General features: G+C 51.0%; 19 protein-coding genes. 6 read left to right on the top strand and 13 right to left on the bottom strand.

Annotation, left to right across the window (positions count from 1 at the left end; translation table 11 throughout):
* Positions 1-27: 27 nt before the first annotated feature.
* The 4 genes from JYB63_RS13255 to JYB63_RS13240 all read right to left on the bottom strand — a co-directional run bounded on the left by JYB63_RS13255 (position 28) and on the right by JYB63_RS13240 (position 4,836).
* A complete protein-coding gene (locus tag JYB63_RS13255) occupies positions 28-2,136 on the bottom strand; it encodes a metallophosphoesterase family protein (RefSeq protein WP_205658322.1) in 2,109 nt (702 codons plus the stop codon).
* A 188-nt stretch (positions 2,137-2,324) separates the two neighbouring features.
* Positions 2,325-2,768 carry a universal stress protein gene (locus JYB63_RS13250; protein WP_205658321.1) on the bottom strand — a complete coding sequence of 148 codons (444 nt, stop codon included), beginning with the start codon at positions 2,766-2,768 and terminating at the stop codon, positions 2,325-2,327.
* A 44-nt stretch (positions 2,769-2,812) separates the two neighbouring features.
* Complete coding sequence (locus JYB63_RS13245) at positions 2,813-4,315, bottom strand: tripartite tricarboxylate transporter permease (RefSeq protein ID WP_205658320.1); 1,503 nt, start codon at positions 4,313-4,315, stop codon at positions 2,813-2,815.
* Between the two features lie 29 nt (positions 4,316-4,344).
* On the bottom strand, positions 4,345-4,836 hold the full coding sequence (locus JYB63_RS13240) for a tripartite tricarboxylate transporter TctB family protein (RefSeq protein ID WP_205658319.1): 492 nt from the start codon (positions 4,834-4,836) through the stop codon (positions 4,345-4,347).
* Positions 4,837-5,363: 527 nt separating this feature from the next.
* Between JYB63_RS13240 and JYB63_RS13235 the strand changes: the two genes are divergently transcribed.
* A complete protein-coding gene (locus tag JYB63_RS13235; RefSeq protein WP_205658318.1) occupies positions 5,364-6,578 on the top strand; it encodes an ROK family transcriptional regulator in 1,215 nt (404 codons plus the stop codon).
* Positions 6,579-6,586: 8 nt separating this feature from the next.
* Complete coding sequence (locus JYB63_RS13230) at positions 6,587-7,108, top strand: tripartite tricarboxylate transporter TctB family protein (RefSeq protein WP_205658317.1); 522 nt, start codon at positions 6,587-6,589, stop codon at positions 7,106-7,108.
* A 1-nt stretch (position 7,109) separates the two neighbouring features.
* Here the strand turns inward: JYB63_RS13230 and JYB63_RS23380 are convergent, their stop codons facing one another.
* The 6 genes from JYB63_RS23380 to JYB63_RS13200 all read right to left on the bottom strand — a co-directional run bounded on the left by JYB63_RS23380 (position 7,110) and on the right by JYB63_RS13200 (position 14,863).
* Entirely contained in the window at positions 7,110-8,489 is a 1,380-nt protein-coding gene (locus tag JYB63_RS23380) for an anaerobic sulfatase maturase (RefSeq protein WP_272873573.1), read from the bottom strand.
* A 165-nt stretch (positions 8,490-8,654) separates the two neighbouring features.
* On the bottom strand, positions 8,655-10,205 hold the full coding sequence (betC, locus tag JYB63_RS13220; RefSeq protein ID WP_205658316.1) for a choline-sulfatase: 1,551 nt from the start codon (positions 10,203-10,205) through the stop codon (positions 8,655-8,657).
* A 170-nt stretch (positions 10,206-10,375) separates the two neighbouring features.
* Positions 10,376-11,308 carry a Bug family tripartite tricarboxylate transporter substrate binding protein gene (locus tag JYB63_RS13215; RefSeq protein ID WP_205658315.1) on the bottom strand — a complete coding sequence of 311 codons (933 nt, stop codon included), beginning with the start codon at positions 11,306-11,308 and terminating at the stop codon, positions 10,376-10,378.
* Between the two features lie 353 nt (positions 11,309-11,661).
* A complete protein-coding gene (locus JYB63_RS13210; protein ID WP_205658314.1) occupies positions 11,662-12,939 on the bottom strand; it encodes a TRAP transporter large permease in 1,278 nt (425 codons plus the stop codon).
* 10 nt (positions 12,940-12,949) lie between these two features.
* Positions 12,950-13,474: a TRAP transporter small permease gene (locus tag JYB63_RS13205; RefSeq protein WP_205658313.1), complete on the bottom strand. Its 525-nt coding sequence runs from the start codon at positions 13,472-13,474 to the stop codon at positions 12,950-12,952.
* A gap of 141 nt (positions 13,475-13,615) precedes the next feature.
* Positions 13,616-14,863 carry a TRAP transporter substrate-binding protein gene (locus tag JYB63_RS13200; protein ID WP_205658312.1) on the bottom strand — a complete coding sequence of 416 codons (1,248 nt, stop codon included), beginning with the start codon at positions 14,861-14,863 and terminating at the stop codon, positions 13,616-13,618.
* Positions 14,864-15,357: 494 nt separating this feature from the next.
* Between JYB63_RS13200 and JYB63_RS13195 the strand changes: the two genes are divergently transcribed.
* Positions 15,358-16,152 carry an IclR family transcriptional regulator gene (locus JYB63_RS13195; RefSeq protein ID WP_205658311.1) on the top strand — a complete coding sequence of 265 codons (795 nt, stop codon included), beginning with the start codon at positions 15,358-15,360 and terminating at the stop codon, positions 16,150-16,152.
* Positions 16,153-16,260: 108 nt separating this feature from the next.
* On the opposite strand, the gene JYB63_RS13190 is transcribed toward JYB63_RS13195, so the two are convergent.
* The gene (locus tag JYB63_RS13190) at positions 16,261-17,889 is read right to left on the bottom strand and encodes a GMC family oxidoreductase (protein WP_205658310.1); all 1,629 of its coding nucleotides are present in this window, start codon (positions 17,887-17,889) and stop codon (positions 16,261-16,263) included.
* Between the two features lie 383 nt (positions 17,890-18,272).
* On the opposite strand from JYB63_RS13190, the gene pdxR reads away from it, so the two are divergent.
* Positions 18,273-19,754: a MocR-like pyridoxine biosynthesis transcription factor PdxR gene (gene pdxR / locus JYB63_RS13185; RefSeq protein WP_205658309.1), complete on the top strand. Its 1,482-nt coding sequence runs from the start codon at positions 18,273-18,275 to the stop codon at positions 19,752-19,754.
* Positions 19,755-19,763: 9 nt separating this feature from the next.
* Here the strand turns inward: pdxR and JYB63_RS13180 are convergent, their stop codons facing one another.
* Both JYB63_RS13180 and JYB63_RS13175 read right to left on the bottom strand, forming a co-directional pair.
* Positions 19,764-21,167, bottom strand: coding sequence for a pyridoxal phosphate-dependent decarboxylase family protein (locus JYB63_RS13180; RefSeq protein ID WP_205658308.1), 1,404 nt, complete (start codon positions 21,165-21,167; stop codon positions 19,764-19,766).
* A 127-nt stretch (positions 21,168-21,294) separates the two neighbouring features.
* Positions 21,295-22,182, bottom strand: coding sequence for a LysR family transcriptional regulator (locus tag JYB63_RS13175; RefSeq protein WP_205658307.1), 888 nt, complete (start codon positions 22,180-22,182; stop codon positions 21,295-21,297).
* Positions 22,183-22,463: 281 nt separating this feature from the next.
* Here JYB63_RS13175 and hisD point away from each other — a divergent pair, with 281 nt between their 5' ends.
* Entirely contained in the window at positions 22,464-23,771 is a 1,308-nt protein-coding gene (gene hisD, locus JYB63_RS13170) for a histidinol dehydrogenase (RefSeq protein ID WP_205658306.1), read from the top strand.
* 69 nt (positions 23,772-23,840) lie between these two features.
* Positions 23,841-25,031 (top strand): DegT/DnrJ/EryC1/StrS family aminotransferase, encoded by a 1,191-nt coding sequence (locus JYB63_RS13165; protein WP_205658305.1) that lies wholly within the window; start codon positions 23,841-23,843, stop codon positions 25,029-25,031.
* Positions 25,032-25,371: the final 340 nt, after the last annotated feature.

The following is a 25,371-nucleotide window of genomic DNA, read 5'->3' as shown; positions in this document are numbered from 1 at the left end:
GCTGCGTTTTTTTTTAGCCTGTAGCCCTTATCCCTTTTGCCAGCGAATCAGACAGGGGTGCCGGTAAAGTACTTCTGAATCCAGCTTCAGGCCGTTATTCTCCTGCTGCCATTGCAACGGCATCACTTCACCTTTGGTCAGATCCGCCAGCCGGGCGGCACCTTCAACTTTGCAGGGCATACTGATCCGTTTGAGATACACAGGCTGCTCCGGCAATACCAGTGCAAACACCTGCTGGTCACTGCTGAACAGCTGCACTTCCCCATGGTCAACCTTCTGACTGCCTATTGACCGTAGGTTGCTCGCACCCATCAGCTCTGAATACAGATTACTGACCACCAGACTGGCACTGCGGGGATTATAACGGCGGTCTACCACACCGTTTTTAACAAAATAACCACGGTCATTATCGGCAAAGGTATCCACAAACACATCAACGCTGCTTTGCGCTTTAGCCGCAATCAGGCTGCTGGCGATTCGCCGGGCAATCGCCGCGTCATCATAATTAGCTTCGGCTGGGTTTTCCCCCGCGAGCCGCAGGTGAAGCGAGAACCGCAGCCTCATTGTTGCGGCGATGTCTGCTGCTGCAGCCACTGCATCTGAAGGTGACTGATTGAGACCGATCCGTAACACAAAACCGCTGATCACGCCGTCCAGCAAACAGCTGTCCAGTACCTCCTGCATCCGGGCCTGATCATCCAGTTTAAATCCATGATTAATCACATGAAAATACCGGTCACCGCTTTGCTTCACATCTGCATGGGTATGTAACCGGGAAAGATACACGGGCACATCAAGCTCAGGTTTGAGATGCCGTAACTGCCCCGCCACTTTATCCAGATCCTGACTGGCATATGCCACTTCCCAACTGTGTACCAATGCCTGATGCTGTAGCAAACAATTCCGTTCAGCTTCATTCAGCAGGCCAAAACTGAACACAGTGAATTCATGGCCATGCTGCTTTAATACCGCCATCCGCTCACGAACATAATCATCCTGCAGATCATGCAAGGGTACCCGCAGTTTCTTCACGCCCATTTCCCATAGCGCCATCAGTGGATAGTCGTTACGAACCGGTTTACGGATGAATTCATCCAGCCCGCCGGAAGGGGGGATTTCCAATACTTCAGACCAGGTCTGTCGCAAATCAAATCCCAGCGGTGCATGACTTTGCTCCAACGGATGCACCGGCGTACAGCGAGCTTCGGCAGGCAGTACAGTTTGCTCACCTCCCAACTGACCATAGGTGCGGATGCTGTGACACACATGACCATGCTCATAAACATTCACCTGCAGGTACCCAAGCTTGGCATCTTCGTTACGGCCATGCTCCTCACCTTCCAGCGGCGGTACCCGGTACATTTCACTGTAATCCTGGCGAACAAAGGCTGTTGAAGGCAGCAGATAACAATCCGTTGCCCCAAAGCGGTTGTACCAGAAGTTGTGTACGTGCCCGGCAAACAGAGCTTCAACCTCATACTGATCCATCAGCCCCAGCAACCAACTGCGCCCGGGCTCAGCAATGTTGTCGTAGTGCTCAGGCTCAGAAGGCTCGGTGAGAAACGGCGGGTAATGAATATTGATAAAAAAGCGCTCGCCTATGTGCTGCTGCAGATAATTCTCCAGCCACTCCTGCTGTGCGGCTTCTGCCGACATACCGGTATTAATCACCGACGCATTCACCACCAGAAAATGTATGCCTTTATGTTCAAAGGCATAATAATGCGGACCAAAATACTCTTCCCACAGGGCCAGATAATCATCACACACCACCCCGGCCGGGGCCCAGTCGATGGGTTTATCCCCCACGTCATGATTACCCGGTACCAGATGCTGGGGGCAATTTAAGTTGGCGGTTTGCTCCAGAAAGCGCTCAACCGCATCTTTATAAGCATGGGGTACGCCGGGCACCGGATGAATCAGATCTCCGAGATTAATCACAAAGTCCGGCGCCAGTGCGTTAATGTCTTGCACCACATGTTTCATCCGGCCATTCGCCAGACGGTTCACCGGAAACGGTGAGTTAGACACCATATCCTGCTCACTGAGGTGGGTATCGGCCACCACAATCATTGAGAACAGCTTCTTACCAAGCGCCTCATTTTCCACAGAGTTTTGCATGTTTATTTCAGCCATCAGTATTTACCTAATTGTTTTTATTAGCAGAAACACCAAATCCGGAACGAGCGAACCCGCAGCGCAACAGCACTGTAAAAATTTAAATGTTGATATTTCTGGCAGGTCGACAGATACCGGCTGTTTAGCCGCAGCCGGTACAACCGCCCAGGCCTGTCATCTCTGAGCGGTAAGACAGGTGTGAAGGTTTACTTCACGACCAGTACATTCACACGGGCAATTGACGTGATCTTGCGGGAAATGCTACCTATGAGCATGCCTTCCACCTGCCCAAGCCCCCGTGTGCCCACCACGATAAGATCACATTCATGGCTGTCAGCCGCTGCAACGATGGCACCGGCAGGGTCCCCCTGAACAATTGCCTGATCGCAGCTGTCCAGCCCCATCTCTTTAGCGATACCTGAAGCGTGCTCAACAATTTCCTTACCCGCCCCTTCCAGTGCTTCCTGCCGAAGCTGATCCAGTGAGTTTTGCTTAACAAAGCGCTTCAGCTCACGGGGGATTTTCATATTGCGGATAACATGCACGACCAGTAACTCAGCGCCCAGCTGAGCAGCCAGCTTTGCCGCCGATTTAACAGCCAGAAAAGACGTATCCGAACCGTCTACTGCGACACAGATTTTGTTATACATATAACAGCCTCCACCCCCGGCATGCCGGGGGCTCCAGATTAAAATCAGCGACCACTTTCAGCGGTGGTCATTGGTTTAGGCTTACTGAAATAGCTCTTAACCAGCATACCCAGCGTAATTGCCGTCAGACACCAGAACACGATACAGATCGGGCTGCGCACAAAAATATCCACGCTGCCTTCTGATAGCAGCAGTGACTGACGGAAGTTATCTTCCAGCAACGGCCCCAGCACGAAAGCAATCAGGAAAGGTGCCGTCGGGATATCCAGACGCAACAGGGTAAAGCCCACCAGCCCCATCACCAGCATCACCAGTACATCAAACAGGTTGTTATTCACGGCATAGGCACCATAGGTGCAAAGGATCAGCACCACCGGATACAGCACCCGGTTAGGTACATCTGAAATTTTACTGATGTACTTAATCGACAATTTACCGATCAGGAACAGATAGGCGGAACTGAGCATGATGCCAATGAAGATCGCATAGATCATATCGATATTGTTCTGGAACATGATCGGCCCCGGTGTCAGGCCGTGGATCATAAAGGCCCCCAGAATAACCGCCGTGATTACATCCCCAGGAACACCCAGTGCCAGTAACGGAATCATGGTTGCCCCGGCAACACCGTTATTACCGGCTTCTGCTGCGGCCACCCCTTCGATTTCACCTTTACCGAAATTGTCAGAACGGGGAGACGTGCGCTTGGCCTCACTGTAGGACAGGAAAGCAGCCGGTGCGCCGCCAATCCCCGGAATAGCACCGAGGACAACGCCAAATAAACTGCCGCGGAAGATCGATTTAAAGCAACGCTTAAAATCCGCAAAGGTCGCATGTGCCCCTTTCAGCGCATTGGTTTCCAGATCCTGGAATACCGGCTTGGTAAAGTGATTGAGAATTTCCGGCAATGCGAACAGACCAATTAATACCGGAATAAAGTTCAGACCGGCCATCAGTTCATATTCGTTGAATACGAAACGCTCGGTTCCGTAAACAATGTCCAGGCCGACAGTGGCCAGTATCAGCCCCAGACAGGCTGAGATAACCCCCATCGCCAGACGGTCACCGGATACACCGGCAATAATCGTCAGGGCAAAAATGATCAGGGTAAAGAATTCCGGCGGGCCGAACTGCAAAGCAAAACTTGCCAGAAAACCGGCCAGCAGAATCAGCGCCAGATTCGACATAAAATCTGCAAAAACAGAAGCATAAAGTGCGATATCCAGCGCCTTACGGGCCTCCCCCTTGCGGGATAAAGGAAAGCCGTCCAGAACTGTACAGGCCGCGGCCGGTGTACCCGGCGCCTTAATCAGAATGGCAGTAATGGAACCGCCATAAAGTCCGCCTTTATACACCCCCAGTAACAGCAGGATGCCGGTCACCGGATTCAGTGAAAAGGTAAATGGCAGTACCAGCGCGACACCCATCGGCGTGGTCATACCCGGAATCGCACCGGTTATGGTCCCGATCAGCACCCCGGCAAACACTGCAAGAACATTGTCCCAGTTCAGAAACAGGACAAATGCATCAGCTATATTTTCAAACATTTTTTATTATCTCCCAATGCACATCCGTACTATGACTGAAACATACCCAGGGGCAGCGGCACATTGGCTACATAGGTAAAGAAGTAATACAGCAATACCGGCAGAATCACCGCTGTCGGCAGCAATATTTTCAGCCGGCGTTCGCCGCCCAGAAGCATGAGTCCCAATAAGACAACACAGGACGAAACCACAATGCCAAGGTGAGTAATTGCAAAGTAATACACAAACACCGCCAGAATCGCCGTCGCCAGTTTCAGTGATGCTACGCCGAATGACAGTGACTCACCCTCATCTTCGTCATCCCGGTTACCCGCCGGAAACATGCCCTGAAACAAAACGATCGCGCCGGCAATCGCCAGGCAAATCATGACAATCTGTGGCCAGAAATCCGGCGATAATGCGGCAATTTCAACACCGCCGGGTAACACCACTCCGGACGGAATAATCGCCAGTAATCCCAACAGCGCCAGCGCGACAACGCCACTGCCGATGATCAGATCCCAGGCTCTGGGAGTCAGCATAACCCTTCCTCCCTGTTTTGGCCTGAATATTCATTCGCTGAGTGTGTATAACCAGACTCAGCAGCTACGCCACTGCTGTGATAACAGCCACCGGTCAGGCCGGCGTTCATGGCTTTTCTCTCAGTGGAATTTCTCAAAGTACAGCCCTCTTATTGTTATTGTGTTGCGCATTTTTTGATCGTTTAAGAGCCGCTTAAGCTCTTTAATCTAATTACTTACAGTAAGTAATTTATTATTTATAGCTAAAAGACCTTCAACCTGCAAGAAAATCAAACCGATTATTTTTCATCCAAACAGGCAGGCAAAGCGCTGCCGGCCCGCTAAACAACTGGTCACTAACAGGAAAAACCGGATAACCATATGATTCGTAACTATCAGATTTCAAAACATTCCTTCTTTTCCCGCAGGGAGATTAAATACCCCGCCCTGCGTTGAACCCAATGGCAGAAAGCATTATTGTTACTTATATTACTTTCAGTAAGCAATAAGTACGCATCCATCAGTACTTTTCCGGATTGGAGCCACTCATGTCCAGCGAACAGCAGCGTTCCCGTGTCGATTTAGGCCGTGCAAACCGCCGCAGTGTATTAGCAGAAATACTTTACAATGCCCCTATCGCCCGGACAGAGATCGCCGAACGCACGGCATTAACCGGCGCATCCGTGTCACGCATCACCCGTGACCTGATCAATGCAGGCCTGGTGGTTGAAAGCAGCGCTTCAATCCCCCAGAACCGCTCGGGACGTCGTTTGATTGAGCTTAACCTCAACCCCACCGGCGCATACGTTATCGGTATCAGCATTAACGCTTTCGCTCAGTGGGTCAGCCTGTCCGGACTGGATAACAACATCATTGCCCGCCAGCAACTGGCACTGGAATGCGTCGACGATCCGAATGACGTACTCAACAGGATCATTGAAGCGGCGCAGACAATGATCGAAGAATCAGGCATAAACCGGCAGCAACTGATCGGCGGCGGTGTGGCCATTGGCGGTGCAGTTGAACCTAAATCCGGCCGTCTGCTGTTCTCTTCAACGATGGACTGGGGAGAAATGGACATTGCGCCACTGATGTCCGAACGGCTGGGCATTCCTATCTGCGTAGAAACCGTCCCTAACGCCCTTAATCTTGCCGAGACCCGTTTCGGCATTACCAAAGGCCAGCGTAACGTGGTGATGCTCAACGCTTCATTGCGGATGGGTGCCAGCCTGTTACTGGATAACCAGTTGCGCCGCGGAGTGCGTTTCTCTGCTGGCCAGATCGGCAAGTTACGTTTGCATCAGGCGGATAAGGCCGAATCCACCCTGTTGCTGGACGAGGTCGCGGCAGGTATCGCTGTGCTCAGTAAACTGACCGGAGAAGCGGATCTCACCAGTGGCCGCCGGGCAGCCGATACTCTGATGCAGTTGAAAAGTGCATCTGTCGGCGGTGATCAGGCCGCCACCGATGCCTTTTATCACGCCGGCCAGATGCTCAGCCAGACCATTGATGTTGTCGATACTCTGTTGCAGCCGGAAACAATCCTGCTGGCAGGCCCGATGGCGACGGTTCCTGCCTATATCGATGGCGTACTGGATAACTTCCGTCACGACGACAGTCAGGAATGCAGCAGCGGTGATAACCTGCAGGCAAACATTCTTGTCAGCAACGTCAGCCCTGAACAGGCGGCTATTTACCTGGCTTTCAACGAGTTTCTCGCCAGCCGGGATATAGAACTTAGCCAACTAACGGATACCGACTGAAGCTCTGAATGTACAAAAAAGATATTGGCATTGGTCTGGCAGGCATAACCCTGGCGCTCAGCGGAATTTTTTATCTGATTCCCCGCTTTATCGTGGTGCCACAGCAACTGGACAGCCTGGCCCTTTCGCCGGCATTCTGGCCAAACATCATCATGGGTATTCTGCTGTTCACCAGTACGGTAATCCTGTTTCAGGGGCTGGTTGCCCGGCGCAGACAACGCTGTAGCCCGACAAAGAAAACCGATTCATTATCCACAGAATCTACCGATACATATCCGCTGGACGGACCACGTACTATCGTTCTCTGCGCCGCCGTGGGTATATTTTTCTGTTATTACTGGCTGATTGACCATATAGGCATTTTGCTCAGCTCAGTATTGGCATTACTGGCCCTGATGGGGCTGGGCGGTGAGCGCCGTCTGAAAGTACTGCTGCCACTGGCCATCATATTGCCGGTGGTGCTGTATTACTTCTTTACCCGGGTTGCCCATGTATATCTGCCACAGGGTATTTTTTACTCGTATCCCTGAGTTATACCCTGCCACAGCAACGTTTAAACTTCTTACCGCTGCCACAGACACAGGGGCCATTGCGGCTGACACTGCCCGGATCTACCACCTGTATTCCTTCCCGGCGGGCGCGGATTTGCGGATGCTGCATGATATCCGCCGCCGAGCGCCCGTGACGGATCAACTGTGCCATCTGATGAATCCAGGGGCCGGCATGCTCAAAGAACGCCATATAGGATTTACACAGGTAGTTCAGTCCGTAGGTGCCATCGTGGGTTTCATTGAAACGGTGCTTCGGACAACCGCCATAACAGGCTTTCTGATAATCACAGCTAAGGCATTTATCCGGCAGAGTTTCATATTTCGCTGCCCCAAACGCCTGCTGCTCTGCAGATAACGCCATGCTTTCCAGCGATGTTTCATAGGCATTGCCCAATTTGTATTCCGGATACACATAATGATCGCAGGAATACACATCACCGTTATGCTCCATGACCACACCGCCGCCACAGTTTTTGGTGTAGATACACAGACTGGAAGGTTTACCCAGCCAGATCTCCAGCTGCACATCGAACAATTGTACTGACACCTTCCCCACATCAGCCTTGATCCATTCATCAAAGGCATCATTCATAAAGCGGCCATACCCCCCTTCCGTGACACTCCACTTCGTGACCTTATGATATTTCTGCTCCCCCTGATCCGGCGGAGCAGACAGATGCTGTTGCGGGTCAAAGCGTTCCACCAACGGGATGAACTGCATGTTCTCAGAGCCCATGTCCCGCAGGGCACGGTAAACTTCAGCCCCGGCGTTCTGGTTATGTCTGCCAATTACCGTCATGGTGTTAAAAGGCACGTCATATTCCTTAAGCCAGTTAAGCCCTTTCATGACCTTGTCGAAGCTGCCACCGCCTTTGAGGGTTTTACGGTACTTGTCATGAATCTCCTTCGGCCCGTCGATACTCAGTCCGATCAGGAACCCATGCTCGGCAAAAAACTGTGCCCAGGCCTCATTAATCAGAATGCCGTTAGTCTGAAAATGGTTATGGATAACCTTATCTTCCGGACAATATTGCTTCTGCAACGCCACCGCTTTCTCAAAATACGCCAGCCCCCGCATGGTCGGCTCGCCCCCCTGCCAGAGAAAATTGATCTCTTTACCCGGAGCATGTTGTTGGCTGCGGATATATTCCGGCACATATTGCTCAAGCAGCAACTCATCCATATTAAGAGAATTCGCTTTACGTTCTTCAAGGTAAACGTTGTCTTCCTTTTCCTTATAGAAGCAGTACTCACATTGCAGATTACACTTCGGCCCCGTGGGCTTGGCCAGCACATGAAACGGCGTTGCCGGCTGGCTGTGAAAGGTATTGGCAGGATTAAATTCAACAGGGCTGGACATACACTCACCTCACGGGCCCTTACATACCAGGGTATGTAAACATCTGGTTTATCTGATTTGTCTGGGTTGCTGGCAGGTCGCTGTGTTTAATTGTCTGGTTACAAACAGCTAAAAACAGCCCCCGGAAAAACAGACGCCGGGCAATACCCGGCGTCATAACACCGCTTATTCAGGTTTAAACGGTGTCGGCTCAACATACGGATAACGGGCTTTTGCCTTGGTCTGCACCGCACCGATGTGCCGCACGTAGCGGGCATCTTTACTGTGCTTCACTTCATAGGCCCAGCTGTCATCCTGTTCATTGGTAGTATTTTTGATTAACCAGCGTTCTTTCTGGGTCGCAATTGCCCGGCGCTTGATATCTTCAGGGTCCCAGCCATCCAGACAGATCGCCTTCAGTTCAGCCTGAATCGCGGCATAATCCGGCGTATCCGCCAGGTTATTCAGCTCCAGCGGATCGCTTTCCAGATCGAATAACTGATCAGGATAATTATGGGTATACATGAACTTCAGGCTGCCCTTCTTCACCATACGGCAGGGCTCAACCACCCCTTCGCCGGTGTATTCAGAGATCACCACATCACTCCAGCCGGAACGGTCGCCTGTCAGCAGGCCGGTCAGTGAATTACCGTCCATCGGTGAGGCGAACTCAGGCATATCTCCGTCGGTGGCAATGTCCACCAGCGTCGGCAACAGATCCACCAGGGATACGTTTTCCTTAATCCGCGCCGCTTCATAACCTTCCGGATAGCAGACAATAAACGGCACCCGTACGGAGTTTTCAAAGAAGCTTTGCTTATACCACATCCCCCGCTCACCCAGCATTTCACCGTGATCCGCGGTCAGAATCACCACGGTATTTTTGTCCTGCCCGGTGGCCTTCAGGGTATTCATGATATTGCCGACTTTATCGTCGATATAACTGGTCATACCGTAATAGGCATGGCGGGAGGTTCTGATGTTTTCATCGGTCACATCATGCTTTTCCTGCGCGTGCGCGTAGTGCAGCCACTTACTGTGCTGATCCAGCTCCTCAACCGGGATCGGATCAACCGTCGGCATTTCAATTTCATCGTGATCGTAACGGTCCCAGTACTCTTCAGTAATGATGTACGGGGAATGCGGATGGGTAAACGATACCGTCAGGAAAAAGGGTTTATCATTCTGGAAACGGGCCAGATCGTGGATTTTCTGCACCCCGGCATATTCCACTTCATCGTCGTAGTCCATCTGTAAACTGCGGACACATTTGCCGGAATCCACCACGGCGCTCATATTAATGCCGGTCGGCCGGTACTTTTCACCTTCAATCCAGTCCGGTACCCAGGAGAAATTAGACGGATAAATATCCGTGGTAATCCGCTCATTAAAACCGTGCACCTGATCAGGGCCGACAAAATGCATTTTGCCGCACAGAACCGTGTGATAACCGCTGCCCCGCAGATAATGGGCCAGTGTCGGAATTTGCCCCGGCATTTCGGTAGCGTTATCCCAGCACTCAATGTTATTGGCTAACCGCCCCGCCATCATAGATGCCCGGGAAGGCACACACAGCGGGAAATTACAGTAGGCGTTTTCAAACACCACGCCATTATCGGCCAGTGCCTGGATATGCGGTGCTTTAACCGTTTTATGACCATAGGCAGGTAATACTGACGGGGTCAGCTGATCCGCCATGATCAGAACAATATTGGGTCTTTCTTGCTTAGACGACATCATTAGTACCTTTTTCTCGTTGTCATCAGTACATTCGTCCGGGCGTCAGGGTATACCTGCGCCTTGCGTTGTCACGCCACAGACTTTATTCGGTAGTGCCGGCCCGGAAGACAATTCCGGGCCGAATGAAGCTGAGTCGCTTCGGGTATTGGTTTACTTAGTAATCAGGCTTACTTAATGGCCAGGCCGAGACGGTCAACAACGTCTTTGAAGCCGGTATATTGCTGTTCAACAAATGACTTGGTATCAGCAGAACTGCGGATATCAGGGATAGAATTCAGACGCTTGGTCTGCTCGATCCAGGTATTGTCCTGCTTGGTTTTAGACAGAACATCACGCCACTTGTCAGTTACTTCAGCAGGCATGTTCTTCGGCCCGTACAGTGCGCTCCAGCCAACGATGACTTCCAGATTTTTGTGCCCCAGTTCAGCCACTGTAGGTACATCTGCCACATCACTGAAACGTTCTTCAGAGGTCACGGCAATGGCCCGTAACTGGCCAGACTTAATACCGCCAATGACACCGGAGAGGTTCTGGAACATCACATCCACGTGACCACCGGTCAGTGCTGCAGCCGCCTTACCACCCCCTTTGAACGGAATGTGTTGCATGGCACCTGCCGGTAAACCCAGTTCATCCAGCATCATCACTACGGCGATATGCAGCAGTGAACCGACACCGGCCGAGGCATAGCTCAGCTTTTCGCCGTCTTTAACAGCCTTCACCAGATCATCAAAGGTTTTGTATTTCGAATCTGCATTCACCACCAGCGCAAAGGGATTCTTTTCCAGCAGGCCTAAGAAGGTGAAGTCGTCCCACTTATAAGGAATACGGCGGTTAATTGCCGGCACTGCAGCCTGAGAACCCACCCGGGCCAGCAGCAATGTATGCCCGTCCGGACGGGACTTGGATACATAAGCAGAACCGGTCACACCGGCGGCACCGGTTCGGTTGGTCACAATGACATCAGCACCGAGGTAATCCGGTACCACTGCCGCCAGATTTCGTGCCGCCAGATCAGCAGCACCACCCGGACCATATGGCGAAATCAGAGTAACGGGTTTACTTGGATACTCTGCCTGCGCCAGCGTGGCGCAAGTCATAAGTGATACGGCGGCTAGGCAACGCCGTAATGTCGATTTAATCGGGAACATTATAGATCTCCGTTTTGCCTGTCTGCGATCTGCGGTTAAGCAGAATCTATTGTTATTTTTTGACGTGACAAAATTAAGATAGCACTATTAATTACAGTAAGCAATTAATTGAAATTAATTACACGACTCTACACAACCGCTTCCCTCACCACGCTAACTAACTGTTTATAAATGCTTTTCACAAAAAATAATTTCTTACGCCTGAATTGCATGAAAAACTGTCCTGACCATTACCCGTTCTCAGACACAAAAAAGGCGCCCTCACAGGCGCCTTTTATACTCTTTAATTTATCCAGCATCCGCTATGTGTAGCTTAGCAGCCATAAACTGATGCTCGGGAAAAAGGCTACCACGACCCAGGTTACCATCAGCGCATACAGATACGGCAGTGTTGAACGTACCAGCTGCAGATAAGGTATCCCCGTCATACTGCTGGCCACATACAGGTTCAGACCATACGGCGGTGTAATAAAGCCGATCGCATCACCGATCAGGAACAGTACGGCAAAATGAATCGGATCTACCCCGATTGACGCCGCAATCGGTGCCAGAATCGGTGCCAGAATAATTGTGTTAGGCAAGCTTTCCAGTACGGTACCGGCCAGCAATACAATCAGCAGACAGGCGAACAGGATCGGATAGTAACCGCCCAACATATAGATCAGTTCGGTCAGAAACTCCTTCGCGCCCAGTAAAGACAGTACCTGCTGCATCACCACCGAAATTGCAATCAATGGTGCCAGCATGCCGGTGATCTGGCCGGAACGCATCAGAATAGCCGGCAGTGCCGATATCTTGATTTCCCGGGTAACCAGTACCCCTGCCAACAGACAGAAACCGGTTGTCATACCCGCCGCTTCCGTCGGCGAAAAGGCACCGGAATAAATCCCCCACAGAACGATACCGATCGCCAGGAAGCCCAACCAGGCACGCATACCCGCCTTAGCAGCACGCTTAACCTGAAAGCTCTGAATGTTGCCCCAACCATTCTTCTTACAGATCCAGTAACACACCAGCTGCATGGCGATTACCATCAGAATCCCCGGAATCAGGCCGGCCATAAATAAATCGCCAATCGGCAGATTCATCATAAAGCCGTACACAATGAAGATAATACTCGGCGGAATAATAATCCCCACCGTACCACCGGCTGCAACGGTCGCCGCTGCAAACTTGGTTTCGTAGTTACCCTTGGTCATTTCCGGATGCATGATGCCGCCGATGGTCGCAGTAGTTGCCGAGTTCGACCCGGAAATCGCCGCAAACATACCGCAGGCACCCAGAGAAGCCATCCCCAGACCACCGCGTAACCAACCCAGGCAGGCATAGGCAAAGTCAGAAAGCCGTTTGGCAATACCGGCAGCATTGATTAAGTCACCGGTAAGAATGAACAAAGGTAAAGCCAGCAGGCCGTAGAAACTTAAGCCTTCGTATAAGGTTACCCCTACGTTGGCCAGTGTAAAATCGATGACCAGGCTGACGCCCACCACCCATAAAGAAATGACCAGAAAGATCGGCACACCGACGATAAACAGTGCCGTGACCGCAAGGCTGATCAATGTAATCAGTAAACCATCCATCAGATTCTCCTCAGTCGAACAGCGCAGCTTGCGTGGTTAATGAACGGCCATTTCTGAAGTCATCCACGTCCTGACGCAGGTTCTGTATCACCCGAATCAGAATCAGTGCCCAGGCCAGCGGCGTTGCCAGATAGAACCACCACTGCATAACATCGTCCGTACCCTGCACGATGGCAAAGTTGTCATACGAGATATAAACCTGCTCAACGGAGTAATAGATAACCACTGCGCCCATCACAAACCAGCACACGGCATCCAGAATCAGACAGATAAACTGTCCCTGATAAGGCATCCGCTCACGAACTTCACTGAAGCGCAGATGCGAACGGCGTAAGGTGTTATAGGAGGCTCCCATCCAGGTAAGCCAGAGAAACAGATAGATAGGTATTGTGGTACTCCACGGCGCCTGCTCATTAAAGAAAAAGCGTCGGATAACTTCCACAAAGATAATGCCCGCCATTGAGGTATAGGACACAAGAATTATAAATTTTTCGATATTTCGTTCTGCATAACGCAGCATCGAACCCAGAGACATAGCCAGGCCCTCCACCCATAAAACGGCTGATCGGACAATCAACGGTTTTGAAAACAAATGAACACATTAAAAGAAAGGGCCCCGGCAGCCTGACTGCCGGGGCCTGGTCATGACAGCATAGTCAGCTTTTATTGTTTTAACTTAAACTGACTTCCACCAGCGGCGGGGTTGAACGTTTTCCGCCAGGGTGTCCCGCGGGATTTCACGGGCAATTTTATGGATAGAACCGTAGGTATCCAGGCCGCCGGACCACTTATCCAGACGGTTACGCCACTTCTCCCATGGCTCAGGATTGAACTCAGGCGCACAGATCCGCTCAGCCTTGGCACGCTCCTCGTCAGACAAAGCAGCAACCCGTACGTTGTGAACATCGAACAGCGTACCCGGTAATGATGGTGTGGTTGCACCCACGGTATTCACCAGCGCCGCTTCCTGGGCTGCCTGAATCTTAACCTGTGTCAGGTAAGCAGATTCCATTACAGCATCCTGCAGTTCACCGCTGAAGCTGTCGAACTGCTTGGCGTCCATCATAGTTGCTTCAGTACCGCAGAAGAAACGCAGATCCACTGACTGGGAAACTACCGGTGACATATTGGCGTATGCTACTGCACCTGCCCAGGTTTCTGCACCGTCGATCAGGCCCTGCTTCAGACCATCCAGGGTTTCAGACCAGGCAATCGGTACCGGATTCAGTTCCAGCAGCTGCATCGCAATACGGCCCAGCTGGGTACCGGTTACGCGGTTTTTAGTACCCCGCAGTTCATCAATGCTGGTAATCAGTGGCTTATCTTTCCAGCCAAGGCCCATTTGCAGGCCACGCAGCTCACAGTGTGAGAACAGGAATTGCAGACCGTGACGGGTACGCAGCGGATCACGCAGCAGCTTCTGGCTGTCAGGGTGATAAAGGAAGTGATACTGAGACGCCCGGGTCGGGAACATGTAGGCGTAATCAAGTACGTTCAGATATGGAGCACCACCGGCGGAGTTCTGGGTGGATGCCGTGAACATATCAATGATGCCCTGCTGGGTCTTTTTCACACAGTTAAGCTGACCACAGATCTGGTTGTCACCCACGAACTCAATACGGATTTCACCGTCGGTCCGCTCTTCCACATCCTGAATGAAGTCAATTGAACCCGCACGCTCGATCAGCAGGTTATTTTCGTTAAAGCCCGATGCCCCGAACGTCAGGGTGTGTTTCGCGGCTTTCTTATAGCGTTTCTTGGACGTATCGTCTGCTGCCTGTGCCAACTGTGAAAGAGAGAAACTTCCCAGGGCAGAGGCCGCCAGCATAGTAGAACTCAGACCATAAGTTGACGCGACACGGAAAAAGTCCCGGCGGGAAACCCCTTCCTGATTCGAACCGGATGCACTTACTCGCTTATTCATTGCATATACCTTTAGTTATTTTTATTGCGCTAAATTGGCGTATTGCTCAATGGACAATATAAATAAAACACAAGATTTACACGTTTTCAATTATATTATGATAACAAAAGTCTCATTTATATTAATAAGTGCAACAAATAAGTTTTCAAAACTCATTGATGATGGTTAAAAAGCTGACATCAAATATCCTGACAAATCACAAAAAACCCCTTATAAAACAACAACCTTCAAAAATCACGACTATTCTCCCCCATGCCCCTCCGGTAAGCATTGGATATATAGAACGCCATGAAAAAAAATCTCAGAAAATAATAATTTCAAGAAAAAATATCTCAGTTTGTTTAATTTTAATTAATTGCTTACTGTATTTAATTAATATATTTTTCAAAATTTTTCTTTCAGATTAAATATTAAAATTTCATATATCACTGCAAATGAGACTTTTAATACCGTAGAATACGGTCAATACAGATAACTGGCCGGAACTCACAGTCATGACAGACGCATCCAGCAAAGGTAAAAACTCTTCCATACAACGTGCCCTGCGCATTCTGGAAATTGTCGCCAATGCCAAGCAACCGATTACCCCAACCGAAATTAACCGTGATCTGAACCTGCCCAAACCGACGGTACACCGGCTGTGCAGCCAGCTTGAAGATGAAGGCTTCCTGCAACCCCGTATGGACGGTCGCGGCCTGTTACCGGGTCCGAAGCTAAACGGTATCGCCCTGGGGATCCTGAGTAATAACGATTACCTGCGCGGTCAGCGTCACGTCATTCTGCAACGCCTGTCAGAGCAGCTGGGAGAAACCTGTAATATCTCGATTCCCAACGGGGATCATATGATCTACTTCGACCGGGTCGAAACCCACTGGCCGCTGCGAATTCAGCTGCAAATTAATGATCACGTGCCACTGCACTGCACCGCCAGCGGCAAGCTGTTTCTCAGTGAGATGAGCAGTGTGCAGCGCTCACGGCTGCTCAGCAAACTGCCCATGGATGAACGCACACCGAATACACTGACCAGCGCTGAAGCCCTGAAGCCTGTACTGAGTAAAATCCGCAAAGAAGGTATCGGCATTGATAACGAGGAATTCTTTCAGGGGATGATTGCCGTTTCAGTACCTATCCGTGATAGCCAGGGCCGCCTGTATGCTGCACTGGCCATGCACGCCCCTACCGCCCGTATGAGCCTTGAAGAAGCCCTCAGCAATGTACCGGCAATGCGGGAAGCTGCTGCCGAACTGGCTGAGCTGATGGATGACCAGAACGAATCTTCAGCCAACTGATTGACTGCCATAAAAAAACCTCCGGCGGTAAGGCACGGAGGCTAAGGCTGAAACATAATACGGATCACACAAGAACCGCCAGTGAGATACTCGCTGGCGGCATCTGAATCAGACGGCTTGAGCAACGGTCTGAGCCGCATCTTCCTTGATCATATCCGACGCTTTTTCTGCGATCATAATTGTTGGTGCATTGGTGTTACCCGACACAATCACCGGCATGATAGAAGCATCTACAACCCGTAAACCTTCAATGCCATGCACCCGGAGGCGGTCATCCACGACGGCCATATCATCATGGCCCATTTTGCAGGTGCCGGTCGGATGATAAATCGTGGTCGCCCGGTTACGGGCATATTCCAGTAACTCCTCATCGGTCTGATGCTGAATACCCGGCTCGTGCTCTTCCTGGATCAGTGGTTTCAGTGCCGGCGCATTAATAATGTTGCGGGTCACCTTGATGGATTCAATCGCGGTTTTCTGATCCTCTTCAGTGGCCAGATAATTCGGATGAATCGCCGGGTAATCTGCAGGATTATTACTCTTCAGCTCGATATGTCCGGTACTGGTTGGTCGTAGCTGACATACCGATGCGGTAAAGGCAGAAAAACGGTGGGTGCCGTCGGCCGGTTTATCCGCACTCAGCGGTTGCAGATGATACTGAATATCCGGGCGTTCCATAGCAGCATCGGTTTTGGTAAAGATGCATACCTGACTGGCCGCCATAGTCAGCGGGCCGGTACGGAACAAGGCATATTCCAGACCCATCATTACTTTACGGATCGGATTATTGACCTCATCGTTCAGGGTGATTGGCTTGTTCACCTTATAGATGGTACGGATCTGTAAATGATCCTGCAGGTTTTTACCTACCCCCGGAAGATGCTTAACCACCGGAATATTGTGACGCTGCAGTTCATCCTGATCACCGATACCGGACAGCATCAGAGTTTGCGGAGAGTTAATTGCGCCAGCACTCAGTACGATCTCTTTATTACACTTAATCGTGTGGCTGATACCCTTAATGTTTACTGTCAGACCCACTGCACGGTTACCGTCGAACTCAATACGTTCAACCAGTGCATTGGTCTGGGCACTCAGGTTAGGCCGTTTTAAGGCCGGCCGTAAAAAGCCAACAGCGGTACTGCAACGGGTGCCGTTACGGTTTATGGTCAGCTGGAAATACCCCACCCCTTCCTGGGTTTCACCGTTGCTGTCTTCATTACGGGGAATGCCAACCTGTTCCGCCGCATCAATGAACTTATCGCAAAGCTCACGGCGGATCTTAATATTTGAAACCTGCAGCGGACCGCCGACGCCATGATATTCATTGGCACCCCGCTCCTGATCTTCCGACTTTTTAAAGTACGGCAGAATATCTTTGTACGACCAGCCTTTATTTCCCAGGGCAGCCCAGTCGTCATAATCTTCTTTCTGTCCACGGACATAAAGTAATCCGTTCAAAGAGCTGGAGCCCCCCAGAACTTTACCCCGCGGCCATTCCAGACGCCGGCCATTGATGCCCGGATCCGGTTCCGTTTTATAACACCAGTCAGTGTTCGGATTGTGCATGGTTTTAAAGTAACCGATCGGCACATGAATCCATGGATTCGAGTCTTTATTTCCTGCTTCCAACAGTAAGACGCTGCTGTTTGGATCTTCCGATAACCGGTTCGCCATCACACAGCCTGCGGAGCCTGCGCCGATTACAATGTAGTCATATGCTTGTTGTAGAGACATCAGCATTACCATTTTCTGTATGTTGCTCGCCAGAGAAATCGTGTCCGAAGCAATACTCCGGTTGCAACACTTTTGTTATTCATTCTCGGACGCCCCGGAGGGCGTCCGGCCTTACTGCTGTCACGCCAAGGCATCAGAATTTTATGTTTCTGATACGCAAAGTATCATTTTAATTAAGACAAAAATCAACAATTTTAGGAAAATACGGAATTTTAAGTCTCATTTTTTACTTAAAATGTTGAAAAAATCACTTCTCTCATCCATGCTTGTTTGTAAGCGGCACTTATATAAAAGCGTCATCCTATGGCGATCTGAGCACAGGCCCGATACCATATGCGCATTTCCCGTGCTCCATCTGCAACAAATCATAGGTAGCCAAAACTATGTCAGCACTCTTTCATCTGGATCGCGATAACAGCGCCGCAACGCTGCAGCAGCAGATCCGGGAACAACTGGTGAACGCCATTCTTGGTGGCTACCTGCCTCTTGATGAACCTTTGCCGTCCAGCCGCGGGCTGGCAAAATCACTGAATGTTGCCCGCAATACCATTGTGCTTGTCTATGATGAGCTGGCCGCTGACGGTTACCTGATTTCTAAAGAACGCAGTGGTTACTATGTTGACCCCGACTTTCTGGCCAAGAAACTGGCCGGTAGCGAACGCAGTGAACCCACTCCTGATGAAGCCGCAGATAAAGTCGACTGGCAGAGCAAGCTGAAAGTACAGCCCTGTACCCAGAAAAATCCCAGCCTGGCCCATTCCTGGCAAAGCTACCCTTTCCCGTTCGTTTACGGCCAGCTGGATTCAAAACTGTTCCCAATTGATAACTGGCGAAAATGCTGGCGGGATGCGGTCAGTGTTCAGGCAATCCGGGACTGGACGTCAGACCGCTACGACAGCGATGATCCGCTGCTGATTGAACAGATTCAAAAACGTATTTTGCCTAACCGGGGCATTCAGGCTGACCCGGAGGAAATCCTGATCACAGTCGGCTCACAGCAGGCAATTTATCTGCTGGCACAACTGCTGCTGGATAAAACCAGCTGCTTCGGCATTGAAGATCCCGGCTATGTCAGTGCGGCACATATTGCGTCGGTATTTGGTGCTAAGGTTGCCAGCCTTGAAGTAGATGAACAGGGCCTTATGGTCGATGACCGCCTGAACTGCTGTGATGCGCTATATATAACCCCAAGTTACCAGTGCCCGACCACCGTCACCATGCCGCTGGAAAGACGCCGGGCGCTGCTGAATAAAGCCAAAGAAGAAGATTTCATTGTCATTGAAGATGACTATGAGATGGAAATGAACTACGACACGAACCCGACGCCGGCACTGAAAAGCCTCGACACCCATGACCGGGTACTGTACATCGGCAGTTTATCCAAAACCCTGGCACCGGGCCTGCGAATGGGCTTTCTGGTGGGTCCACGGGCGCTGATTCAGGAAGCCCGAAACCTGCGTCAGTTAATGGTCCGCCACCCACCACTGAACAACCAGCGGGCAGTGGCATTGTTCCTGGCTCAGGGCTATCACGATGCCTTGCTGCGCAAGCTGGCCCGGGCGTTTCAGCAACGCAGTGAAATTATGGCGGCAGCGCTGGATAAATATTTACCCGGCAGCTACACCCAGCCCAGCGGCGGTTCATCTTTCTGGTGTGAATTACCGCCACACATTGACGCTGCAGAGTTAAAGCGACAGGCCACCAAAGACGGTTTGTTAATCATCTCCGGTGACAGCTATCACTTTGCGGCCAATCTGCCGAAAAACTATATCAAACTGGGCTTTTCAGCCATCACACCGGAAGCTATAGAACCGGGCATCCGTAAGCTTGCCCGGCACATTCACAGCCTGGAAGATGATGAATAGTCGGATTTATCAGTATTCACCGCTGGCGACTAACTGTTCGCCAGTGGTAACACAGGCTTGCAGAAAACGCTCAATGTTCCCAGCCTGAGCTGCATCATTCGCCAGAATCAGGCGAATACCGCTGCGTCCCTTATACTGGGCATAATCCACATACGCCCCGCCATTGCGCATCATCGTTTTGGTGATGGCGATGTTTAACCGGCGCAGTGTCTGTTCATCGTCAATCCCTTCGGGCTTAAAGCGAAACACCACATTCAGATATTCAGCCGGTGCAATCATCTCCAGCCGGTCTGTTTGTTCAATCTGGCTGACACACAGGCTTTTCAGCCCCTGTAAGTGATCTATCTTGGCAGCAAAGCCTTTATAGCCCAGCGCCTTCCAGCTTAACCAGACTTTCAGCGAATCCGCCCGGCGGCCACACTGCATTGAGCGTTCACCCAGATTAAAAGCGGCATTCTCATCAGCATGGAACAGATATTCGCCGCCGCCACCACTGAAACACTCTTTAAGCAAACCGGCCTCTCTCACCAGAATAACCGCCGCAGTAATCGGCACGTTCATCAGTTTATGGGCATCCCAGGCGAAAGAATCCGCCAGACCTGAATTCGCCAGCAGATGGCGGGACTGTTCAGAAAACAGTACCGGTGCCCCCCAGGCACCATCAATATGCAGCCACAGATCATACTTATCGGCCACTGCACGGCATTCAAGAACCGGATCAAAGGCACCGACCACCGTCGTACCGGCAGTCAAACTGATATAGAACGGCTGATGACCCGCTGCCAAACTTTCTTCAATAGCTGCTTCAAGCGCCTGAGGACACATACGTCCTTCATCATCCGTCGCCACTGCCACTAAATTGTCTGAACCGATGCCCAGAACATTCACCGCTTTTTGTGCAGAGTAATGTGCCTGATCTGATACATAGGCGATTAAGCGCCGGCCATCTGCACCCCGGGTTTTAAATTCCGGGCAGACTTTGTGGCGTGCCAGCATCATACCGATAAGATTCGCCTGACTGCCGCCGGATACCATCAGACCATCGCCTTCGTTAAAACCAACCAGTGAGTTCCAGTTCTTGATCAGCTCCAGCTCCATCAGTGTCGCCACCGGCCCCACCTGATAGGTATGCATGGTTGCGTTGCTCAGGCTGGTGATCCAGTCTCCGAGTAAAGCTGCATTATTACGGCCGGAATACAGTAATTTGAAGTAATCCGCCTGAGCACTGTCCGGGTTGTAATGCAGATAATCCTGCACCGCCTGTTCCAGCACATCCAGGTCAGCCCCTTCCTGTTGCAGGCTCAGATCCAGAATCTGCTGCAACTCAGATGCCGCCGGTGCCTGAACCACAGGACGGTCACCACGGCTGTAGTCCGCAACAGCACGGTTGAGAATATCCAGATAAGCTTGCATAGGGTTACTCCAAAGGGCAATTCAGTCATTGCCCGGGAGTATAGGCAGCAGAGGTAAATCAGCTCCAATGCTATTTTGCTTAGCAGTGGTTACTATTCGGCATAGCTTCCCGAGAAGGCAGGAATCATCAGGCCTGTAAGTGCTCCCAAAAAGCTTCACAGGCGGTATTGGCCGGTTTACCTAAACGGTACAATTTTATAGACAGTTCAACGCTGGCGAAAGGCTCCTGCAAAATTGCTAACTGGCCGGATGCCAGTTCATCCGCTATCAGGCTTTCCGGAATCCATGCCATACCGTGCCCTTTCAGTACCAGGGCTTTAAGCGCTTCGGACAGAGCATTTTCACAGACAGAATGTAACTGCACTTTATCGGTAAGATCCGCCAGACAACGCTGCTGTAACAAACGCCCGAAAAAAGATTCTGATGGATGACTCAGCAACCGCACCGGGCGCTGTAAATCTTCTCCGAAAAGAAGCTGCCCTTCTTTCACCAGTGACACCGGCACCAGACGGTCAGTCCCCACATGGAGGCTTTCGATATCATCCCGCTGCATTTGCTGAAACACTTCATGGCTGGCATAACTGAGCAAGAAATCACCGTTGCCACTCAGAAACGCGTCCATTGCATCATGAAGGTTGCCTGCTTCCACTTTAATCAGGGTGTCTGAGCCAGACTTTTCAAGTGTCTGCATCCAGTCAGGAAAGAAGGAAACCGCCAGTGCATGTTGCGATATTACCTGTACCTGTTCGCGGGGCTGGCTGATCGCCTGCATTTGCTGACGTACCGCATAGGTCTGGTTGATCAGTTGCTGCGCCTGTTCGGCAAATGCAACACCGGTGGGTGTCAGGGTCGTTGGATACTGATCCCGGTCTACCAGACTGACCCCCAGCCAGTTTTCCAGTGACCGGATACGGCGGCTAAATGCAGGCTGGGTCACAAAGCGCGACTCCGCAGCTTTCGAAAAACTGCCGTGTTCAACCAGCGCCGTAAAATCAATCAACCACTTTAGTTCCATGCGTTACCCTTACCAAATTACTGCTCAACTGCGGCCTATACAGTAACACATCAATGAATCGAGAATCATTAACATTTGAAGGCAATTTAAACACCCTCTTCTGCCCTGTGGTTACCGCTCGAAGCCCTTATAAACCCCTAGCTATGCAAAAAAGTAACCGCTGAAGATCAAAAATAGTATTGGTCAGCACCGGGCCGCCCTTCTACTATCGGTATCAATAACAAATTGAATGTCGCAGCACTCAAACTGCAGACAGATCTGACAAGCTGACGAGGTGGGCCATGGAGTACCTGAAGAAATCTAACGCACCGGTTGCCGAAACCGATGAAAAAATCCAAACAGCTGTTAAAGCGATGCTGGCCCGTATTGCCGATGAAGGTGAAGCGGCGGTACGTGACTACGCAATGCAGTTCGACAACTGGGAAGGCGACTTCATTCTCAGTGATGAAAAACGTGCCCAGCTGATTGCACAGGTACCGGAACAGACTAAACAGGATATCCAGTTCGCCTATAAGCAGGTACGCACCTTTGCTGAGGCACAGCGTGCCAGCATGCAGGAATTTGAAATTCAGTCTGAGCCGGGTGTAAAACTGGGTCAGAAAATCATCCCGGTAAACTGCGCCGGCTGTTATGTGCCGGGCGGACGTTACTCCCATGCGGCATCTGCACTGATGAGCGTGGCCACTGCGAAGGTTGCCGGTGTTAAAAAAATCATCGCCTGCTCACCGCCAAAAGACGGCAGCATCCACCCTGCAATCGTGTATGCAATGGATCTGGCCGGTGCTGACATTATTCTGGAAATGGGCGGTGTCCATGCTATTGCCACCATGGCGAAAGGCCTGTTCACCGGCGAAGCTGCCGATATTCTTGTCGGCCCGGGTAACGGCTATGTTGCTGAAGCCAAACGCTTACTGTTCGGTGAAGTGGGTATCGACGTATTTGCCGGCCCGACTGAGTCAGCCATCATCGCCGATGACAGCGCAGACCCGATGACCATTGCTGTGGATCTGGTATCCCAGGCTGAGCACGGCTATGACTCACCGGTCTGGTTATTCACCACCAGCCGCCGTATCGGTGAAAAAGTGGCAGAACTGATGCCAAAAGTTGCCGCTGATATGCCTAACCATGAGGTCGTACAGTCTGCATGGGACGTACACGGCGAAATCATTCTGTGTGACAGCCGCGAAGAATGCGCAAAGGTCAGTGATGACTATGCCAGTGAGCACCTTCAGGTCATCACCGAAGACTTGCAGTGGTGGGCAGAAAACCTGACTAACTACGGTTCACTGTTCCTGGGTGAAGGCAGCACGGTAACCCATGGAGACAAGTGCTCCGGCACCAACCACATTCTGCCAACCAAGCGTGTAGCCCGTTACAGTGGTGGCCTGAACGTCCAGAAATTCCTTAAGATTCTGACCTATCAGGAAATTGATGAGTCCGCTAACCTGGCCTTCAGCACTGCCGGCTCACGTATTTCCCGGGCTGAAGGTATGGAAGGACATGCCCGTGCCTGTGACTGGCGTCTGCGCAAGTACTATCCGGATACTGAATGGGACTTCCACGTGTACGATCAGAAACGTTACGACTGATCGCAACGCAGTTAACTGCCATATTTCCAGCCCTGCCCCGCAGGGCTTAGTAATTTCAGGATATTGATTATGAAGACTTTCAGTAAATCCTTTACCCAGCAGGAAGCCATCCCTGAAGCAGGCATTGCCGCGGCTAACGAAGTTATGCAGTCAGGCCGTTTACACCGCTATAACACATTGCCGGACGAGCGCAGTGAAACCGATCTGCTGGAAATTGAATATGCCGAATATATGGGTGTGCCTTATTGTCTGGCCTGCTCCTCCGGCGGCTATGCGCTACACGTTGCCATGCGTGCTGCCGGTGTAAAAGCCGGAGACAAAGTACTCTGTAATGCCTTCACACTGGCACCGGTTCCCGGCGCTATTCATAACAGCGGCGCAGAGCCTGTGCTGGTCGACGTTGCTGAAGATTACTGCATTGACCTGGACGATCTGGATGCCAAAGCCGCCAGCAGTGGCGCGAAATTTTTCATGCTCTCACACATGCGTGGTCATTTGGCGGACATGGATCGTATCATGGAGATCTGCGAAAAATACGGTTTGTTCCTCATCGAAGACTGTGCACACACCATGGGCGCCAGCTGGAACGGGAAGAAAAGTGGCACCTTTGGCGATGTTGCCTGCTTCAGTACCCAGACATATAAGCATATCAATTCCGGTGAAGGCGGTTTCCTGACCACCCGTCATCCGGACATCATGGCCCGTGCCATCATGCACTCGGGCTCATACATGTTGTTTGAACGCCACTTTGCGGCCCCTCCAAAGGAAGCCTTTGCGGATATTCGCTTTGAAACACCTAACTACAGTGGCCGAATGGATAACCTGCGTGCCGCTATTCTGCGTCCGCAACTGGCGGATCTGGATACCCAGTGCCAGCGCTGGAATAAGCGCTACCGCCTGTTAGAGACTGTGTTCAACAATTGCCCCGGTATCCATATCCCAGCACGCCCTGCAGCTGAAGATTTTGTTGCCAGCTCCATCCAGTTCTCCCTGCCGGACTTTTCAGAAGCACAGATTCTGGAAGTGGTTGCGGAGTGTGCTAAACGCGGAGTCGTACTTAAATGGTTTGGTGATGCGGACCCTAAAGATTACACCAGCCGTTATGACAGCTGGCGTTACATTAAGGATATGCCCCAGCTACCCAAAACCGAGCAGATACTGAGCAAACTGCTGGATATGCGCATCCCCCTCACGTTCACTGAGGAAGACTGTCAGTTGTTAGGTGAAATCATTTCAGAAGTCGTTAACGAAGAAAAGTAGTCAGCGAGCAGAATCGCTAAGCTCAGGCGAAAAAAAACCGGGTGCAAGCACCCGGTAAAAATACTTATGACAAGAGCCTATTGCCTGGATCGCGCCAAATACGATGTCGGCCATAGTTCGTAAAATGAAAAGAGTCTGGCCAAATCAGACTCTTTCCCTAGCAACCCTTCGGTGAGGTGAGGAAGTGTTGCTAACCACTTACGAGCCAGAGCAATAATACATTATTGATAATGATTATCAACAACTATTGACAATTAATTTCATTTCCTTGCTTTTCCCCTGGCAAGCACTGCTACATCCCCTTCTTTCCGCAGAGATTTATTGCCGTTAAAACACAAGG

The organism is Aliamphritea spongicola (genome assembly GCF_017051665.1).
GTDB classification, from domain to species: Bacteria; Pseudomonadota; Gammaproteobacteria; order Pseudomonadales; family Balneatricaceae; genus Amphritea; species Amphritea spongicola.
Note: the sequence above shows the minus strand (reverse complement) of the source record. Positions and strands in the feature narration are given on the sequence as shown.

Excerpts from the sequence above, each read along its gene's own strand:
- JYB63_RS13255 (WP_205658322.1), bottom strand. The coding sequence starts at position 2,136 with ATGGCTGAAATAAACATGCAAAACTCTGTGGAAAATGAGGCGCTTGGT.
- JYB63_RS13250 (WP_205658321.1), bottom strand. The coding sequence starts at position 2,768 with ATGTATAACAAAATCTGTGTCGCAGTAGACGGTTCGGATACGTCTTTT.
- JYB63_RS13245 (WP_205658320.1), bottom strand. The coding sequence starts at position 4,315 with ATGTTTGAAAATATAGCTGATGCATTTGTCCTGTTTCTGAACTGGGAC.
- JYB63_RS13240 (WP_205658319.1), bottom strand. The coding sequence starts at position 4,836 with ATGCTGACTCCCAGAGCCTGGGATCTGATCATCGGCAGTGGCGTTGTC.
- JYB63_RS13235 (WP_205658318.1), top strand. The coding sequence starts at position 5,364 with ATGTCCAGCGAACAGCAGCGTTCCCGTGTCGATTTAGGCCGTGCAAAC.
- JYB63_RS13230 (WP_205658317.1), top strand. The coding sequence starts at position 6,587 with ATGTACAAAAAAGATATTGGCATTGGTCTGGCAGGCATAACCCTGGCG.
- JYB63_RS23380 (WP_272873573.1), bottom strand. The coding sequence starts at position 8,489 with ATGTCCAGCCCTGTTGAATTTAATCCTGCCAATACCTTTCACAGCCAG.
- betC (WP_205658316.1), bottom strand. The coding sequence starts at position 10,205 with ATGTCGTCTAAGCAAGAAAGACCCAATATTGTTCTGATCATGGCGGAT.
- JYB63_RS13215 (WP_205658315.1), bottom strand. The coding sequence starts at position 11,308 with ATGACTTGCGCCACGCTGGCGCAGGCAGAGTATCCAAGTAAACCCGTT.
- JYB63_RS13210 (WP_205658314.1), bottom strand. The coding sequence starts at position 12,939 with ATGGATGGTTTACTGATTACATTGATCAGCCTTGCGGTCACGGCACTG.
- JYB63_RS13205 (WP_205658313.1), bottom strand. The coding sequence starts at position 13,474 with ATGTCTCTGGGTTCGATGCTGCGTTATGCAGAACGAAATATCGAAAAA.
- JYB63_RS13200 (WP_205658312.1), bottom strand. The coding sequence starts at position 14,863 with ATGAATAAGCGAGTAAGTGCATCCGGTTCGAATCAGGAAGGGGTTTCC.
- JYB63_RS13195 (WP_205658311.1), top strand. The coding sequence starts at position 15,358 with ATGACAGACGCATCCAGCAAAGGTAAAAACTCTTCCATACAACGTGCC.
- JYB63_RS13190 (WP_205658310.1), bottom strand. The coding sequence starts at position 17,889 with ATGTCTCTACAACAAGCATATGACTACATTGTAATCGGCGCAGGCTCC.
- pdxR (WP_205658309.1), top strand. The coding sequence starts at position 18,273 with ATGTCAGCACTCTTTCATCTGGATCGCGATAACAGCGCCGCAACGCTG.
- JYB63_RS13180 (WP_205658308.1), bottom strand. The coding sequence starts at position 21,167 with ATGCAAGCTTATCTGGATATTCTCAACCGTGCTGTTGCGGACTACAGC.
- JYB63_RS13175 (WP_205658307.1), bottom strand. The coding sequence starts at position 22,182 with ATGGAACTAAAGTGGTTGATTGATTTTACGGCGCTGGTTGAACACGGC.
- hisD (WP_205658306.1), top strand. The coding sequence starts at position 22,464 with ATGGAGTACCTGAAGAAATCTAACGCACCGGTTGCCGAAACCGATGAA.
- JYB63_RS13165 (WP_205658305.1), top strand. The coding sequence starts at position 23,841 with ATGAAGACTTTCAGTAAATCCTTTACCCAGCAGGAAGCCATCCCTGAA.